The sequence below is a fragment of the Paracoccus sp. MA genome (genome assembly GCF_020990385.1).
In the GTDB taxonomy this organism is placed as follows: Bacteria; Pseudomonadota; Alphaproteobacteria; order Rhodobacterales; family Rhodobacteraceae; genus Paracoccus.
The window spans coordinates 597,228-611,679 of the sequence record NZ_CP087599.1; the positions used below are offsets into that span (position 1 = coordinate 597,228).

Sequence of the window (14,452 nt, forward strand, 5' to 3'; positions counted from 1 at the left end):
AGACATGCCGAGGTAACTTGCGCTGGCTGCCGCATGGTCGATCATGGCTTCTGCGCAAGCGGAAACGGCCTGGATTATGGCTGCGGGTTACACCGAAGGAAGCTTCTTTACGCAAGATATTGAGACCAAAGCGGGAGTTGAAATAGATCTCCTTGACTTGCGCAGGGCTTCTGCACCGGCAGGCCCATAAGTTCGGTCGATGGCTCCCTCGGGCTTTCGAAATAGTCCTGAAGGCCGAACGGGGTGGCCGAACCCTCAAAGCGGGCTGCAGGCGCCTGCCGGTTCACAAACCGCGCGCCTGCGCATCCGGCGGCCAGAAAGCGGTTTGAACGAATCGCGCTTTATGTTAATTGATTGATCAGTCAAGTTGTGGTGGTTTGACGTGTTACCGACTGCCGGACCTCCGGGTCCGGCTTCTCTCAGACCACCACCGCGCGCGCTTTTTCCCGCAATCAGCTCAGGAAGCGGCGGAACTGCCGCAGCGCCAGCCAGAACAGCGCGCAGCCGATCACCGCCAGCGCCAGAAGCTGCGGCCAGACCACGCCCAGCCCCGCGCCCCGGAACAGCACGCCCTGCGACAGGATGACGAAATGCGTATTGGGCGCCAGCGCCATCAGCGCCTGGATGATGTCGGGCATGCTTTCGCGCGGGGTCATGCCGCCGGACAGCACCTGAAGCGGGAACAGCACCAGCATCAGAAGCAGGCCGAATTGCGGCATCGAGCCCGCGACCGTGGCCAGGAAGATGCCCATCGAGGTGGTCGCGAACAGCATCAGCGCCGCCGCGGCGATGAACAGCGGCACCGAGCCCGCGACCGGCACCTGCAGCGCCATCTGCACCACCACGGTGATCGCGAAGCTGGAGGCCAGCAGCACGACAAGGCCCATGGACCAGATCTTGGACAGCATGATCTCGGCCGCGGTCACCGGCATGACCAGCAGGTGCTCGACGGTGCCGTGCTCCTTTTCACGGATCAGGGCGGCGCCGGTCAGGATGATCGACAGCATGGTCACGGCGTCGATGACGCTGTTGATCGCGCCGAACCAGCCTGCGTCCAGCGCCGGGTTGTAGCGCGCCCGCAGCGCCAGTTCGACCGGCAGGACGGTTTCCTCGCGGTGGCCGGCCGTGAATTCCTGGACCTCGGCCGCGACGATCTGCTGGACATAGCCGCTGCCGGTGAAAGCCTGGCTCATCCGGGTGGCGTCGACGTTCAGCTGGATCGCGGGATGGCGTCCGGCCAGCAGATCGCGCTGGAAATCGGGCGGGATGTCCAGCGCGAAGGTGTCCAGCCCCTCGTCCATGCGGCGGTCCATCTCGGTCGTGGTGATCAGCCGCGGCGTGCCGAAATAGGGCGGGGTGAAGGCGCCCACGATGCGCTCGGAGAGGGCCGAGCGGTCCTCGTCCACCACGGCGATGGCGGCGTTGGACAGGCTTTCCGGCATCGCCTTCGATTCGGTATAGATCGACAGCGAGAAGGCATAGACGATCAGCAGCAGCATGGCCGGGTCGCGCCACAGCCCGCGCAGTTCCTTGATGCCCAGGTTCCAGACGTTGCGCAGCCTCATTTCGCCTGTTTCCTCAGCAACAGGGCGCTGAGCCCCAGGATCAGCGGCCCCGCCGCCGCCAGGGCCGCGAAGGCCATGCCCAGATCGGCAAAGCCCAGCCCTTTGGAGAAGGCCCCGCGCGAGGCGATGATGAAATGCGTCGTCGGATAGACCTCGCCGATGGCGCGGCCGACGCCCTGCAGCGAGGAAACCGGGTCCAGCAGCCCGGAATATTGCGCGCCGGGGATCATGGTCAGCAGCACGGTCGCGAACAGCGCCGCCGCTTGGCTGCGCATGAAGGAGGAAATCAGCAGCCCCATGGCCGTGGTGGCGGTCACATAGAGCGCCGCCGCCAGCGCCAGCGCCGCCAGGCTGCCGGTCAGCGGCACCCGGAAGGCGAAGACCGCGAAAGCCGTCATCAGCGCGAAATTCAGCATCGCCAGCGCCACATAGGGCAGTTGCTTGCCGATCAAGAATTCCAGCCGCGTGACGGGCGTGACGTAGAAATTGATGATCGAGCCCAGCTCCTTTTCCCGCACCACGCTCAGCGTGGTCAGCACCGCCGGGATCAGCAGCAGAAGCAGCGGGATCACCGCCGGCACCATGGCGACCAGGCTTTTCACGTCCGGGTTGTAGCGGAATCGCGTCACCAGTTCGAAACTGCCCTGCACGGCGGCATCGCCATGCGCCTCGCGCGTCTTGCGCATGATCCAGTCGGCATGCATGCCCTGCACATAGCCGCGCACCGTCTCGGCCCGGGTCGGGTTGGCGCCGTCGATCCAGGCGCCGACCTGCACCGCGCCGCCGCGCGCCACGTCGCGGGCGAAGCCGGGCGGGATCTCGATGGCCAGCGCCAGGGTGCCGCTGCGCATGCGGGCGTCCATGTCGTCATAGCCTGCCAGCGGCTCGGTTTCGGTGAAATAGCGCGAGCCGGCGATGTCCAGAACATAGTCGCGCGAGGTCGCGGTCTGGTCGCGGTCGAGCACGGCGAAGCTCAGGTCCTCGACATCCATGTTGATGCCGTAGCCGATGACGAACATCAGGATCAGGCTGCCCAGCAGCGCCAGCGTCAGCCGGATCGGGTCGCGCCGCAGTTGCAGCGATTCCAGCCGGGAATAGCTGAACATGCGCGCCGGGCTGAACCAGCCGCCGGTCCGGGCGGACGTTTCGGCCGTATCGACCAGCGGGGCGGGGGCGGGCTCGTCGCCGATCGCCTCTTGCAGATAGGCGACGAAGGCGTCGTCCAGCGTCGCCGCGCCCTTGGATTGCCTGATCGCCTCGGCCGTGTCGCTGACCAGCACCCGGCCGGCATGCATCAGCGAGATGCGGTCGCAAAGCTCGGCCTCGTTCATGAAATGGGTCGAGACGAAGATCGTCACCCCGTCCTGGCGCGACAGCTCGCCCAGCATGCGCCAGAAGGCGTCGCGCGCCACCGGATCGACGCCCGAGGTCGGCTCGTCCAAGATCAGGATCTCGGGGCCGTGGATCATCGCCACGGCCAGCGACAGGCGCTGGCGGATGCCGAGCGGCAGGGCGTCGGGCAGGTCATCCGCCACCGCCTCAAGCCCGAAACGCTCGATCATCCGCCGGACGCGGTCCGCGACCTGTCCGGCCTCCATGCCGAACAGCCGCGCATGCAGGTCGAGGTTCTGCCGCACCGTCAGCTCGGAATAAAGCGAGAAGGACTGGCTCATGAAGCCGACCCGGCGGCGCACCGCCATGTCGGACGGATCGACCCGGGTCCCGAACAGCTGCGCCGTGCCCTCGCTGGGTTCGAGCAGGCCGGTCAGCATCTTCATCGTCGTGGTCTTGCCGCAGCCGTTCGAGCCGAGAAAGCCGAAGATCTCGCCCTTGCCGATGCGGAAGCTGACATCGTCGACGGCGGTGAAATCGCCGAAGCGCATGGTCAGGTGCCGCGCCTCGATGGCGGTCTCGCCGTCATCGGCCCGGCGCGGCGGGATCGAGACCGGCTCATGCCCGCGCCTTTCGCTGTCGGGCAGAAGCGCGATGAAGGCGCGGTCCAGATCCTCGGCCCCGGTGCGTTCCAGCAGCTCGGCCGGGCTGCCGGTGGCCAGCACCCGGCCGGCATCCATCGCCACCAGCCAGTCGAAGCCGGCGGCCTCCTCCATATAGGCGGTGGCCACGATCACGCTCATGCCCGGGCGGTCGCGGCGGATGCGGGCGATCAGCTCCCAGAACTGGCGGCGGGACAGCGGGTCGACGCCGGTGGTCGGCTCGTCCAGGATCAGCAGGTCCGGGTCGTGGATCAGCGCGCAGCACAGGCCCAGCTTCTGCTTCATGCCGCCGGAAAGCTTGGCGGCGGGACGGTCGCGAAACGGCGACATGCCGGTCGCCGCCAGCAGCGCGTCGATGCGGCGGGCGCGCTCGGCCGGGCCGTGGCCGAAAAGCCGGCCGAAGAAATCCAGGTTCTCGGCCACCGACAGCGTGGGATAGAGGTTCCGGCCCAGCCCCTGCGGCATATAGGCGATGCGCGGGCAGATGCGGGCGCGGTGGCGGGCGTCGCCCATGTCGCCGCCCAGCACCCGGATCTCGCCCTGCTGGATCGCCCGCGCCCCGGCGACCAGCGACAGCAGGCTGGACTTGCCGACCCCGTCCGGGCCGATCAGCCCGACCATGCGGCCGGCGGGAACGGCCAGCGTCACCCCGTCCAGCGCCACCGCCTTGCGATAGCGCAGCGAGACGCCGGCGATCTCGGCCACCGGCGGGTCGTCGGGAAGGTCGGGCAGGGCGGTCATTCTACCAGGTTGGACAGGGCGTCGGGCCAGGCGACCTCGGCGTCGATGCGCACATAGGCGGTGCCGGGCAGGCCGGTCTTGACGTAGTTGCTGTATTTGCGCAGCAGTTCGGGATCGATCTGGGCGCGGACGCGGAACATCAGCTTTTCGCGCTCCTCGGCGGTCTCGACAGTCTTGGGCGTGAACTGCGCCACATCCGCGACATAGGAAATCCGCGCCGGAATCACGTATTGCGGGGCGGCGTCCATGACCAGCCGCGCCTCGGCCCCGACCTCGACCCGTCCGGCCTGCGAGGTGGGCAGGAAGAAGGTCATGTAAACGTCCTCCAGATCGACCAGGTTCAGGATGCGCCCGCCGGCCGCGACGATCTCGCCCTCTTGCGCGATCAGGTATTGCACCCGGCCGTCGCGCGGCGATTGCAGCGTGGCGTCGCCGATCTGCACCTCGACGGCCTCGATCGCCGCCTGCGCCGCGTCCACCGCCGCCTCGGCATCGACGACCTGGGCGCGGGCGGTGCCGATCCCGGCCTCGGCGGCGGCAAGGTTCGCCTCGGCCGAGGCCAGCGCCGCCTGCGTCTCGCGCCCCGAGGCCCGCACGTCGTCCAGCACCTGCTGCGAGGCGACGTTGCTGCGCGCCAGGCTTTCGGTGCGCGCCAGTCGCGCCGCCGCCGCATCCGCCGCCGCCCGCGCCTGCTCGACCGCGGCCTCGGCCGCCTTGTGCTGCGCCTCGGCCTGGGTCACCAGGCTCTGCGCGGTCTCGACCCCGATGCGGGCGCGGCGCAGCTGCGCCTCGGCCTGCCGCTTCTGCGCCTCGAGCTGCAGCGTGTCCATCTGCACCAGCAGGTCGCCCTTGCGCACGACCTGGCCCTCGGCGGCCTGGATGCGGGCGATGCGGCCGGCGGACAGGGCCGAGATGTCGATCTCGGTCGCCTCGATCCGGCCATTGCCCGAGGCGATGCCGGCCAGCTGGCCGTCCCGCGACAGGTTCTGCCAGGCCAGCCAGCCGACGATGGCCAGAACGGCGAGGGCCGCGGCCCCGCCCCACCAGGATCTTGCCTTGCCTGCCATGCACGACCTCCGCGATCAGAAACGGCGCCGGATCGGTCCGGCTGCGACGGCGCGAATCGCGTCGCCCTGCCACAATAGCCGCCCTGCGCGCGACGCGCCCTGACCAAAATGCCGCTGCTCCGCTTGCGCCGCTGCGCCACCGGAAATCCCCAACCCGTTGCCGATCCTTCATGAACCCTGCAAGACTGCCGGGGCAGCCCCGCCAAAGGGACAGGTTGCCGGTTCCATGACGCCGGGTAATCTTTTCCGACTTCAGGCCCCTCATGGCCCTTGTGACAACATGCGCGAGTTGATCGACTTCCCTCCGACGCGCAAGCGGCTCAAGGAGGTCTTTCTGGATTGCTACCGGCGGCAGCAGCATCCGGCCGAGATGCTGAACTGCGCCGCGCACATGATCCTGACCATCGACGCGCCCGAGAAGCCATAGCGACGCCATGCCGACGGCGATACACGTGGCCCCAGCGAATTGCGTCATCCTGCTCTCTTCCTGCGCATGACGATTCTGTCCGGTCCGCCTTCAGGCTAGCACCCCGGGCCGGTGGCCTGCATGACAGCCCTAGGCCCAAAGACGAAGCCCCGTTCGCAGCCGCGCCCGGCAAGGCCGGTGCCACGGATCGCGGCTCCTGCCGCGCGCAAAAGATGATGTCGGAACAGGCTGCGAGCCGGGCACGGAGGCCGCGACCGAATCCGGGGATTGCCGTCCCGTCCTCCGCAGGGGCGGGACCGGCATCCCGCCATCCCCCGCAGAACGCCGTCCTTCTTTCTTGTCCAAATATCCTCGGGGGTGAATTGCGGCTTCAGCCGCAAGAGGGGGCGGAAGCCCCCTGCCCCTGTCAGCTCACCCGACGATCGCCGCCTCGGTCGCGGCGCGCAGCGCGTCCTCGCTGACGCCATCGGCCAGCTCGACGATCTTCAGCCCGCCCGGAACCACGTCCAGCACCCCCAGATTGGTGATGATCCGGTTCACCACCCCCTGGCCGGTCAAGGGCAGGGTGCAGGATTTCAGCACCTTCGACTCGCCGGCCTTGTTGGTGTGGTCCATCACCACCACCACCCGGCCCACGCCCGCCACCAGGTCCATCGCCCCGCCCATGCCCTTGACCAGCTTGCCGGGGATCATCCAGTTCGCCAGGTCGCCGTTCTCGGCCACCTCCATCGCCCCCAGGATCGCCATGGCGATCTTGCCGCCGCGGATCATCGCGAAGCTCTCGGCGCTGTCGAAATAGGCGGTCTGCGGCAGCTCGGTCACCGTCTGCTTGCCGGCATTGATCAGGTCCGGATCCTCCTCGCCCTCGTAAGGAAACGGCCCGATGCCCAGCATGCCGTTTTCCGATTGCAGCGTCACATGCACCCCCTCGGGGATGTAGTTCGCCACCAGCGTCGGGATGCCGATCCCGAGGTTCACATACCAGCCGTCCTGCAGCTCCTGCGCGGCCCGCGCCGCCATCCGGTTGCGGTCCCAGCCCTTGATTTCGGCGGCCATCAGACGGTCTCCTTCTTGCCGGTCGTGTCGGAGACGCGCGAACGTGTCGTGCGCTGCTCGATGCGCTTCTCGTGCTGGCCCTGGATCAGCCGATGGACATAGATCCCCGGCAGGTGGATGGCGTCCGGGTCGAGGCTGCCGGTCGGCACGATCTCCTCGACCTCGCAGACGCAGATGCGGCCGCATTTCGCCGCCGGCACGTTGAAGTTGCGCGCGGTCTTGCGGAAGATCACATTGCCCGACTCGTCCGCCTTCCAGCCCTTGACGATGGCCAGGTCGGCGACGATGCCGCGCTCCAGGATATAGGTCTCGCCGTCGAAATCGTGATGCTCCTTGCCCTCGGCGATCACCGTGCCGACGCCGGTTTTCGTATAAAAGCCCGGGATGCCGGCGCCGCCCGCCCGCATGCGCTCGGCCAGCGTGCCCTGCGGGTTGAACTCCAGCTCCAGCTCGCCCGAGAGATACTGGCGCATGAACTCGGCATTCTCGCCGACATAGGAGGAGATCATCTTGCGGATCTGCCGCGAGTCCAAGAGCTTGCCCAGCCCGAACCCGTCCACGCCGCAATTGTTGGAGGCGATGGTCAGCTCCCTGGTCCCGGCGCGCAGGATCGCCTCGATCAAAAGCTCCGGGATGCCGCAAAGCCCGAAGCCCCCCGCCGCAATCACCATCCCGTCACGAAGCAAACCCCCAAGCGCCAAATCCGCGCTGGGATAGATCTTGTTCGATCCCGCCATTCGCATTCCCCGATCCGTTGACCCGCCGCGGGCGCCGATTGCCGCTCCGCCGCGATCAACCCTGTCGCATGGGCGGGGAATGCTCTATCCGTAGGAATACTTAGATCAATAGGTATCGCGACCATGCAGACTCCGCGCTGGCGGCCCTCGGGCCGCGATTGCGACAGCCTGGGCTTCCAGAACGCGCCCGACGCGACCCTGGTGCTGGCCGAGCGGGTGATCGTCCGCGCCAACCTGATGGTCGAGACGGTGTTCGGCTGGCCCCCGCGCGCGCTCGAAGGCCAATCCATGCGCATGCTCTATCCCGGCGAGACGGATTTCGAACTGGTGGGCGAGCGCGCCCGCAAGGCGCTGCAAGAGCGGCCCCTCTACCGGGACGAGCGTTTCATGCGCCGCAAGGACGGGCGGATCGTCTGGATGGAGGGCAGGGGCCGGACCATGGACCAGGACGACCCGCACCGGCTGGCGATCTGGACCTACCGGCCCCTGGAAAGCTCGGTCGGGGCCGGCAGCCTGCTGACCGCGACGGAAAAGCGCATCGCCGGCTATCTGGTGAACGGCTTCACCAGCAAGGAGATCGCCAAATCGCTGGCCTGCTCGCCCCGCACGGTCGAGGTGCACCGCGCCAACATGATCCGCAAGACGGGGGTGCGCAACAGCTTCGAGCTGGTGCGGCGGCTGCTGGATATCGGTTCGGGCTGAACCCGGCCGGCCATGGGCCGCGGGCCGGCTCCGGCCCGGCCTTCGCCGGCGGTCCGGCCGGCGGCGGACGGGTGCAGGGGCGGACGGTCCTGCGCCGGCGCGGCCGATGCCGATCATCGACCTTGCCCGCGGGACCGGCTATCCTGCGCCGGCCCGGCTTGGGCCAAACGAGGAAATGCAAGACGTGACCATCCCCACCCGCCGCCCGACCGGCGCCGCCGCCGAGCCCGTCGTCGGCACGACGGTGCAATATGTCATCGACACGCTGGCGATGCGCATCGTGTCGCAGGAATACGACACCGACGAGCGCCTGCCCTCCGAGCGGCAGCTGGCGCAGGATCTGGGGGTGGCGCGGAACACGGTGCGCGAGGCGCTGGACCAGCTCGAGGCGCGGGGCATGATCCGGCGCCGCGCCGGCTCGGGCTCTTTTGTCACCTACGATGCCGGCGGCAGCAGCGAATCGCTGAGTCCGGTGGCGGCCGAAACCGGCCCGCTGCATCTGCAGGTGGTGCGCAGCATCCTGGAGCCCGAGATGGTCCGGCTGGCGATCATCAACATGTCGCCGCGCCGGATCGAGGCGCTGGGGGAAACCCTGTCGCAGATGGAGGCGGTGCAGGCCGATGCCAACGCCTTCGTCCGGCTGGAGGAGGAATTCCATCGCCAGATCGCCAGCGGCACCGACAATCCGCTGCTGATCGCCTGCTACAACCTGGTCATCGACGCCCGCCGGCAGGCCTTTCGCGCCGCCATGTATCGCCGGCACCTGACCCCCAGCCGCATCGCCATCTATCAGCGCAGCTACAACGCCCTGTTCAACGCCATCGCCGCCCGCGACATCGAGGAGGCGACCGAGTTCATGAAGCTCGCACTCATCGAGGACCAGAAGCTTCTGCTGCAGGAGGACTGAGCTCTGCCGCCGGGTCGAGGCGCTGATACCACATCTGCCCGAGTTGCTCGAGATGCTGGCGCAGCAGCGGGGCGTGGCGTTCCAGCCAGTCCAGGACCGAGCCGAATTCGATGATCCGCGCCCTGCCGTCGCGGATGCCGACCACGGGCCAGTCGCCGACCAGCGCATTGTCGATGCCGAACAGCGCGCTGCCCCACCAGCGCGCGGTGCCGAAGACATGCGGCATCTGCTGGTGGCGCTTCATCGCCGCCAGGACGGTGATCGGCGCCACAGTGTCGGCGCTTTCCACCGCGTTCTGCCACAGGTCGAGGATCGAGGCGTATTCCCAGCTCACCGCGCTCCATTCGCCGGGAAAGCGGGCGTTGTAGGCGTCGAAGAAGGCCTTGGGGCGGCGAAAGAAGAAGGCCTTGTCGGCCAGCAGCGGGTCGTCGAAATCCGGGAACTGGAAGACATAGCGCGACATGAACTCGGCCGAGGTGCTAGCGATCAGCCGCGGATAGTCATCGCCGGTGCAGGCGAGGATGGGACCGCGCCAGCCCAGATCATGCGCGGCCTCGGTCAGGGCGCGGGTCATCGGAGCGGGCGAGGTGCACCAGCACAGCAGGTCCGGCGCCTGGTCCAGCATCGCCCGCACGATCGAGCGCGCGTCGGTCTCGCCCGGATCGTAGCGGATTTCCCTGACGACGGGCCGGCCCGCCGCCTCGAAGGCGGCGCGATAGACGGCCAGCGAGGGCAGGCCCAGCCGGTCGGACTGGCTGCACAGCGCCACCCGCCGCATCGCGGGCCGGCTGCGGGTCAGCCATTCGACGCCGGTGACGTTGAACAGCGGATGCAGCTCGGCCGGCGCGATCAGACTGGGCGTGTCGGGCGACAGGTCCGAGGGCAGCAGCGTCGCTACCAGCACGCGACGCGCCATCAGATAGGGCAGGGCCGGCGCGAAACTGTCGCCGCCAAGCGTCAGGACCAGGCGCACGCGCTTTCGCTCGACCATGTCGCGCGCCGCCTCCAGGGTGGCGGCGGGATTGGCGGCGCTGTCATGGGCGACGATTTCCAGCCGGTGGCGCTTGCCGGCCACCATCAGGCCGCCATGGTCGTTGATCCAGTCGGCCCAGATCCGGCATCCGCCGAGGCCGGGGGCGCCCCAGCGTTCCTCGGGCCCCGACAGCGGCGCCAGGAATCCGACCCGCAGCGCCGACCGATTCTCGGCATTCAGCCGGGGAATCGAACCGGTGACGACAAGCTGCTGGGCGAGCGATGGCGTGCGCATGAATTCATCTATAGCGGAATTCTGCCGGTTTTGACGCCTCGAATCCGACGAATTTATATTCCAGTGAAGAAAAATTGTTGACCTGTGGCCGCAATCGGCTCTTACTTGGTTCATGCCGATGGAACCAGTTCGGAAAATTGGTCCATACCGGCGAACAGGGAGCCAATAACATGAAGAAGCGCGTTGCCATCATCGGCGCGGGTCCTTCGGGGCTTGCGCAGCTGAGAGCCTTTCAGTCGGCGGCCCAGAAGGGGGCCGAGATCCCCGAAATCGTCTGTTTCGAGAAGCAGTCGAACTGGGGCGGGCTGTGGAATTATACCTGGCGCACCGGCTTGGACGAATATGGCGAGCCGGTGCATTGTTCGATGTATCGCTATCTGTGGACCAACGGCCCCAAGGAGGGGCTGGAATTCGCCGACTATTCCTTCGAGGAGCATTTCGGCAAGCAGATCGCGTCGTATCCGCCGCGGGCGGTGATGTTCGACTATATCGAGGGGCGGGTGGTCAAGGCCGGGGTCCGCGACTGGATCCGCTTCTCGACCGTGGTGCGGCATGTCGAATATGACGAGGCCCGCGAGATCTTCACCGTCACCGCCCACGATCTGGTCAAGGATCACATGTATGCCGAGGAATTCGACCATGTGATCGTGGCCTCGGGCCATTTCTCGACCCCCAACGTGCCGGAATACGAGGGTTTCTCGACCTTCAACGGCCGCATCGTCCACGCCCATGACTTCCGCGACGCGCGCGAATTCGCCGGCAAGGACGTGCTGGTCATGGGATCGTCCTATTCGGCCGAGGATATCGGCTCGCAATGCTGGAAATACGGCGCGAAATCCGTCACCTCCTGCTATCGCAGCGCGCCCATGGGCTTCAAATGGCCCGACAACTGGCAGGAGAAGCCGGCGCTGGTCCGGGTCGAGGGCAAGGAGGCCGTCTTCAAGGACGGCTCGCGCAAGGAGGTGGACGCCATCATCCTGTGCACCGGCTACAAGCATTATTTCCCGTTCCTGCCCGACGATCTGCGGCTGAAGACCGCGAACCGGCTGGCGGCGGCGGATCTCTACAAGGGGGTGGTCTGGGTCCATAATCCGCGCCTGTTCTATCTGGGCATGCAGGACCAGTGGTTCACCTTCAACATGTTCGACGCGCAGGCCTGGTATGTGCGCGACATCGTCATGGGCCGGATCGATGTGCCGCAGGACAAGCAGGTGCTGATGGCCGACGTGCGCGAGCGCGAAGAACGCGAGGAAGCCTCGGACGATGTCAAATACGCGATCCGCTATCAGGCCGATTACGTCCAGGAACTGATCGCGGAAACCGACTATCCCAGCTTCGACGTGGATGGCGCCTGCGCCGCCTTCTACGAATGGAAGAAGCACAAGGCCGAGGACATCATGGCCTTCCGCAACCACTCCTATCGCTCGGTCATCACCGGCACCATGGCGCCCAAGCATCACACGCCCTGGAAGGATGCGCTGGACGACTCGATGGAAGCCTATCTGATGAACTGAGCAGGGTTTTCCCCCCGACTGGGGCCGGGCATCCGGCCCCACCTTTTTCCTCCTGGGAGGTCCAGATGCTCCAGCTGCCGCCAGAAAGCCTGTTCCGGCCCGGCCCGCCGCGCGCGACCCATGTGCGCCGCGCCGCCGGCTTCACCCTGCCGCCCGGGGTCGAACGCTATGCCGTTCCCGGCGCCGGCGCCGTCGCGGTGCAGATCGCGACCGGCGACCGGATCGAGATCATCAATGACGAGGGCGGCCAGCGTTGCGAGCTGCTGGCCGCGCATGCCGACGGCCGGCTGGACCCGGCGATCCTTGGCGCTGCCGCCGACACACCGGCCGATGGGCTGCGCGCCCTGCTGTCCTCGGACGGGCCGGGGCTTGCGTCGCTGCGCCGCCGGCTGGCCGAGCTTGGCATCCCGCTGGCCGAGGCCCGTGCCATCGGCCTGTTCGGGGCAGAGACGCGGCCGGGCGAGACCGTGGCGCTGACCGCCGCCGCACCCGGCTGGCTGATCGCCGCCGCGCCGGGCGGCGTCATGGATTTCGAGGCGCAGGACACCTCGACCCCGCTGACCCTGCGCATCACCCGCGCCAATCCGCGCCGCCAGGGGCATTTCGCCCTGCCCACGCCGCTGGCCGATCCGCTCCTGGACCTGCGGGTGAAATCCGCCACCGCCGAGGCCTATACCGTCAAGGCCGGGGATTTCATCCAGATCATCGACGTGGACGGCCGGCAATGCACCGATTTCCAGTGCTTCGATGCGCGCAAGCTGGACCGCGGCATCGTGCATCCGCTGGACGTGACCACGACCCGCACCATCCAGGGCCATGCCTATCCGATGCCCGGCCTGCACGCGAAATATTTCGACCACGACCTGACGCCGCTGGTCGAGGTCGTGCAGGACACCTGCGGGCGCCACGATGCCTTCGCGCTGGCCTGTTCGGCGAAATATTACGACGATATCGGCTATCCGGGCCATGCCAACTGCACGGACAATTTCAACGCCGCTCTGGCGCCCTATGGGGTCGAGGCCCGCGCCGGCTGGATGGCGGCGAATTTCTTCTTCAACACCGGCATCGATGCGCATGGCGTGATGTATGCCGACGAGCCCTGGTCGCGGCCCGGCGACTATGTGCTGCTGCGGGCGCTGACCGATCTGGTCTGCGTCTCCTCGGCCTGTCCCGACGACACCACCGCCGCCAATGGCTGGCACCTGACCGATATTCATGTCCGCAGCTATGGCGCGCAGGAACGGTTCAGCCGTGCCACCGCCTGGCGCGCCACCTCCGACGCGGAGCCGATCATGACCCGTGAGACCGCCTTCCACCAGAATTTCGCCGCCCTGACCCGCGATTTCGTCGAGTATCGGGGCTTCTGGCTGCCGAATTCCTTCCCGGAATGCGACCCGGTCGAAAGCTATTGGGCCTGCCGCGAGGGCGTGGTGGTCATGGACCTGTCGGCGCTGCGCAAGTTCGAGGTGACCGGCCCCGATGCCGAGGCGCTGATGAACTGGGTGCTGACCCGCGACGTGGCCAAGCTGGGCCATGGGCAGGTGGTCTATTCGGCGATGTGCCATCCGCATGGCGGCATGATCGACGACGGCACGCTGTTCCGGCTGGGCGAGCACAACTTCCGCTGGATCGGCGGCAGCGACGAGGGCGGGGTCTGGATGCGCGAGCAGGCCGAGAAGCTGGGCCTGAACGTGATGATCCGCTCCTCGACCGACCAGATGCACAACCTTGCCGTGCAGGGGCCGAAATCGCGCGAGCTGGTGGCCGGGATCGTCTGGACGCCGCCGCATCAGCCCGCCGTGGCCGATCTGGGCTGGTTCCGCTTTACCGTCGGCCGCATCGGCGGCGAAAGGGGCGTGCCGGTGGTGGTGTCGCGCACCGGCTATACCGGCGAGCTGGGCTACGAGATCTTCTGCCATCCCAGGCATGGCGACGTGGTCTTCGAGGCAGTCTGGAACGCCGGCCAGCCGCTGGGGCTCAAGCCCATGGGCCTTGCCGGGCTGGACCTGGTGCGGATCGAGGCCGGGCTGGTCTTTGCCGGCTACGATTTCAGCGACCAGACCGACCCGTTCGAGGCGGGCGTGGGCTTCACGGTGCCGCTCAAGTCCAAGAACGCCGATTTCGTCGGCCGCGAGGCGCTGATCCGGCGCAAGGACCATCCCAGCCGCAAGTTCGTCGGGCTGGAGATCGACGGGCAGGACCCCGTCGGCCATGGCGATTGCATCCGCATCGGCCGGGCGCAGGTGGGCGAGGTCTGCTCGGCCATGCGCTCGCCGCGCACGGGGCAGATGATCGCGCTGGCGCGGATCGACATCGCCCATGCCGAACCCGGCACCGCGGTCGAGGTCGGGCGGCTGGACGGGCATATCAAGCGCATCGCGGCGAAGGTCGCAGCCTTCCCGCATTACGACCCCAAGAAGGAACGCCCCCGCGCCTGAGGCGCGGCCCGGCGGCGGCAAGCGCAGGCGTCGGGGA

General features: G+C 67.6%; 11 protein-coding genes. 5 read left to right on the plus strand and 6 right to left on the minus strand.

Annotation, left to right across the window (positions count from 1 at the left end; all coding sequences use genetic code 11):
• Positions 1-452 precede the first annotated feature (452 nt).
• Genes LOS78_RS21710 through LOS78_RS21720 form a run of 3 tightly spaced genes read right to left on the minus strand, consistent with a single transcriptional unit; the run spans position 453 to position 5,367 of the window.
• On the minus strand, positions 453-1,565 hold the full coding sequence (locus tag LOS78_RS21710; RefSeq protein WP_230378705.1) for an ABC transporter permease: 1,113 nt from the start codon (positions 1,563-1,565) through the stop codon (positions 453-455).
• Complete coding sequence (gene rbbA, locus LOS78_RS21715) at positions 1,562-4,300, minus strand: ribosome-associated ATPase/putative transporter RbbA (protein WP_230378706.1); 2,739 nt, start codon at positions 4,298-4,300, stop codon at positions 1,562-1,564. Before rbbA ends, LOS78_RS21710 begins: the two co-directional genes overlap by 4 nt.
• Complete coding sequence (locus tag LOS78_RS21720; RefSeq protein ID WP_230378707.1) at positions 4,297-5,367, minus strand: HlyD family secretion protein; 1,071 nt, start codon at positions 5,365-5,367, stop codon at positions 4,297-4,299. The genes rbbA and LOS78_RS21720 overlap by 4 nt, the downstream gene beginning before the upstream one ends.
• A gap of 280 nt (positions 5,368-5,647) precedes the next feature.
• Here LOS78_RS21720 and LOS78_RS21725 point away from each other — a divergent pair, with 280 nt between their 5' ends.
• Positions 5,648-5,794, plus strand: coding sequence for a hypothetical protein (locus tag LOS78_RS21725; protein WP_230378708.1), 147 nt, complete (start codon positions 5,648-5,650; stop codon positions 5,792-5,794).
• A gap of 411 nt (positions 5,795-6,205) precedes the next feature.
• On the opposite strand, the gene LOS78_RS21730 is transcribed toward LOS78_RS21725, so the two are convergent.
• Both LOS78_RS21730 and LOS78_RS21735 read right to left on the minus strand, forming a co-directional pair.
• Positions 6,206-6,850, minus strand: coding sequence for a 3-oxoacid CoA-transferase subunit B (locus LOS78_RS21730; protein ID WP_028716246.1), 645 nt, complete (start codon positions 6,848-6,850; stop codon positions 6,206-6,208).
• The gene (locus LOS78_RS21735) at positions 6,850-7,587 is read right to left on the minus strand and encodes a CoA transferase subunit A (RefSeq protein ID WP_230378709.1); all 738 of its coding nucleotides are present in this window, start codon (positions 7,585-7,587) and stop codon (positions 6,850-6,852) included. The genes LOS78_RS21730 and LOS78_RS21735 overlap by 1 nt, the downstream gene beginning before the upstream one ends.
• A 123-nt stretch (positions 7,588-7,710) precedes the next feature.
• Between LOS78_RS21735 and LOS78_RS21740 the strand changes: the two genes are divergently transcribed.
• A complete protein-coding gene (locus LOS78_RS21740) occupies positions 7,711-8,289 on the plus strand; it encodes a LuxR C-terminal-related transcriptional regulator (protein WP_230378710.1) in 579 nt (192 codons plus the stop codon).
• Positions 8,290-8,464: 175 nt separating this feature from the next.
• On the plus strand, positions 8,465-9,196 hold the full coding sequence (locus LOS78_RS21745; protein WP_028714624.1) for a FadR/GntR family transcriptional regulator: 732 nt from the start codon (positions 8,465-8,467) through the stop codon (positions 9,194-9,196).
• Here the strand turns inward: LOS78_RS21745 and LOS78_RS21750 are convergent.
• Positions 9,159-10,463 carry an ABC transporter substrate-binding protein gene (locus LOS78_RS21750; protein ID WP_230378711.1) on the minus strand — a complete coding sequence of 435 codons (1,305 nt, stop codon included), beginning with the start codon at positions 10,461-10,463 and terminating at the stop codon, positions 9,159-9,161. The two genes, LOS78_RS21745 and LOS78_RS21750, sit on opposite strands and share 38 nt — an antisense overlap.
• Before the next feature lie 170 nt (positions 10,464-10,633).
• Here LOS78_RS21750 and LOS78_RS21755 point away from each other — a divergent pair, with 170 nt between their 5' ends.
• Together LOS78_RS21755 and LOS78_RS21760 are read left to right on the plus strand one after the other, a co-directional pair.
• Positions 10,634-11,977, plus strand: coding sequence for an NAD(P)-binding domain-containing protein (locus LOS78_RS21755; protein ID WP_230378712.1), 1,344 nt, complete (start codon positions 10,634-10,636; stop codon positions 11,975-11,977).
• Between the two features lie 65 nt (positions 11,978-12,042).
• Positions 12,043-14,415, plus strand: coding sequence for a DUF1989 domain-containing protein (locus LOS78_RS21760; protein ID WP_230378713.1), 2,373 nt, complete (start codon positions 12,043-12,045; stop codon positions 14,413-14,415).
• The last annotated feature ends 37 nt before the right edge of the window (positions 14,416-14,452 follow it).

Coding starts and splice junctions, on each gene's coding strand:
- LOS78_RS21710 (WP_230378705.1), bottom strand. CDS start 1,565: ATGAGGCTGCGCAACGTCTGGAACCTGGGCATCAAGGAACTGCGCGGG.
- rbbA (WP_230378706.1), bottom strand. CDS start 4,300: ATGACCGCCCTGCCCGACCTTCCCGACGACCCGCCGGTGGCCGAGATC.
- LOS78_RS21720 (WP_230378707.1), bottom strand. CDS start 5,367: ATGGCAGGCAAGGCAAGATCCTGGTGGGGCGGGGCCGCGGCCCTCGCC.
- LOS78_RS21725 (WP_230378708.1), top strand. CDS start 5,648: ATGCGCGAGTTGATCGACTTCCCTCCGACGCGCAAGCGGCTCAAGGAG.
- LOS78_RS21730 (WP_028716246.1), bottom strand. CDS start 6,850: ATGGCCGCCGAAATCAAGGGCTGGGACCGCAACCGGATGGCGGCGCGG.
- LOS78_RS21735 (WP_230378709.1), bottom strand. CDS start 7,587: ATGGCGGGATCGAACAAGATCTATCCCAGCGCGGATTTGGCGCTTGGG.
- LOS78_RS21740 (WP_230378710.1), top strand. CDS start 7,711: ATGCAGACTCCGCGCTGGCGGCCCTCGGGCCGCGATTGCGACAGCCTG.
- LOS78_RS21745 (WP_028714624.1), top strand. CDS start 8,465: ATGCAAGACGTGACCATCCCCACCCGCCGCCCGACCGGCGCCGCCGCC.
- LOS78_RS21750 (WP_230378711.1), bottom strand. CDS start 10,463: ATGCGCACGCCATCGCTCGCCCAGCAGCTTGTCGTCACCGGTTCGATT.
- LOS78_RS21755 (WP_230378712.1), top strand. CDS start 10,634: ATGAAGAAGCGCGTTGCCATCATCGGCGCGGGTCCTTCGGGGCTTGCG.
- LOS78_RS21760 (WP_230378713.1), top strand. CDS start 12,043: ATGCTCCAGCTGCCGCCAGAAAGCCTGTTCCGGCCCGGCCCGCCGCGC.